Origin of the sequence: Streptomyces sp. MnatMP-M17, from assembly GCF_900091995.1 — a bacterium.
Classification (GTDB): Bacteria; Actinomycetota; Actinomycetes; order Streptomycetales; family Streptomycetaceae; genus Streptomyces.
The window spans coordinates 1-1,838 of record NZ_FMDK01000877.1 but is presented as its reverse complement, the minus strand read 5'-3'; the positions used below and the strand labels follow the sequence as shown (position 1 = coordinate 1,838).

Annotated in this window: 2 protein-coding genes; one reads left to right on the top strand and one right to left on the bottom strand. The window is 68.3% G+C overall.

Features of this window, described 5'->3' with window-relative positions:
* The coding region (locus GA0115259_RS32575; protein WP_093603640.1) for an AfsR/SARP family transcriptional regulator at nucleotides 1-894 on the bottom strand (894 nt) is incomplete at its 3' end.
* Between the two features lie 393 nt (nucleotides 895-1,287).
* Here GA0115259_RS32575 and GA0115259_RS32570 point away from each other — a divergent pair.
* On the top strand, nucleotides 1,288-1,838 hold a 551-nt coding region (locus GA0115259_RS32570; RefSeq protein WP_141716781.1), incomplete at its 3' end, for an aminotransferase class I/II-fold pyridoxal phosphate-dependent enzyme.

The window sequence follows — 1,838 nt, the reverse complement described above, 5'->3', positions numbered from 1 at the left end:
ACGCACCGGATGTGTGAGACAGCCGTCCGCCGTCAGCGAGCACGGCCGCGGCGCGGCCGGTCTTGGCGACGGAGCCTCGAACATACCCATCAGCACCGGATCCAGCCGGGTGACGGCCTTCGGCTCCGGTGCCGTCCGCCGCTCCGGCGTACGGAGCAGTTCCAGATACGCCGCCTCGCTCTCGGGCGCCGGATCTATCCCCAGCTCCTCCGCCAGAACCTCCCTGAGCTGCTGATAGGTGCGCAGCGCCTCGGCCCGGTTGCCCGCCGTACGGTGCGCGGCCATCCGGCACCGGTAGGCACTCTCCCGGAACGGAGCGCGGCGTACGGCTTCCTCGGCGTACCGCAGCGCGTGATGCTCGTCGCCGAGCGCGGACGAGGCCAGACTCGCGGTCTCCAGCGCGGACAGACGCAGCTCGTCGAGCCGCTCCCGCACGCTGTTGACCCACTCGCCCTCGTGGGCGGGGAGGAATGACCCGCGTAGATTTGACACAGCGGCGGACGCGAGCTGCTGCGCGACGGCGTAGGAGCCCGCCGTGTACGCCTCGGCCGCCTCGCTCAGCGCCGCCTCGGCACACTCGACGTCCACCGCCGCGTCGTCGGGCAGCCGCAGCAGATAGCGGCCTCCCTGGGCGACGAGCGGAGTGACACCGGGCTGCTGCCGGGGAAACGTGACGAAGGTACGGACCCGGCTGACGACACTGCGCAGGGCCGAGGCCCAGGTGTCGGGCAGGCCGTCGGGCCAGACGGTGTCCGCCAGTTGGTCACGGCTGGTACCGCCGGACCGTTCGAGAATGAGCCGGGCGAACGCGACTTGAGCCTGAGCGCTGGACAGATGCTGCGGAGGAACCCCTTCGGGTTCGATCGTGACGAGACCAGCAAGTCTGATGAGCAAGCTGTACTCCCCGGTGCGGTCGGCTGTCTGCCGGTTCCACCGGCGGCGGTTGCCGCCGGCGACATGATCGGAATCTCGCCAGGGGGCCCGTCCACGATGGTCCTTGTGAAGGAGATCGGGACAAGAGGTGCATGCCCCCTGCACAAGATTTGGACGATACCAATCGGCCTTCTCTACGTGTCAACCATGGCCGGGGAACATTCCCCGGGAATTGGTCGGAGAGCAGGATTCCGCTTCCTGGGCCATGTCGCGTTCTTCTTGCGTTGTCGGATTTCCCCATTTCACAGTCGTGTTGCGCGCGGCTTGCGCGGCTGTCGTTGAATTGCGACGCACTTTGAGTCCAAGGTTGAGCGGACTCCGGTAATTGTCCGAAACGTGGATGAGGAGACGCACGTGAACACATCCGGAGGATGGGAACGTCTCGCGCCGAAACTGGACGCGACGCGTCGTCGTGTGCAGTCCCTCGAGTGGGAGCCCGCCCGCCGCAACAGCTTCGTGACGTACACGGTCGAGCGTGACTCCGCGTACGCCGACCTCGACGGCGAACGCCTCCTGATGATGTCGGGCTACAGCTATCTGGGCCTGGCGGGCGACGAGCGCGTGGTGGCGGCGGCCAAGGCCGCGGTCGATCTGTACGGCACCGGCAACCACGGCGTGCGGGCGCTCGCGGGCTCGATCCCGCTGCACGAGGAACTGGAGGCGGAGGTCGCCCGGTTCGCCGGCCGCCAGGAGGCGATGGTCTTCGGTTCCGGCTACGCCGCCAACGTCGGTACGGTCGGCGGTCTGGTCGGCGGCGGTGACACCGTCTTCATCGACAAGTACGACCACGCGAGCATCGTCGACGGCTGCCGGCTCAGCGGTGCCACCGTCACCCGCTTCCGGCACAACGATGTCGACCACCTCGACCGGCGGCTGGCCGCCGCGAGCCCCGACGGGATCAGGCT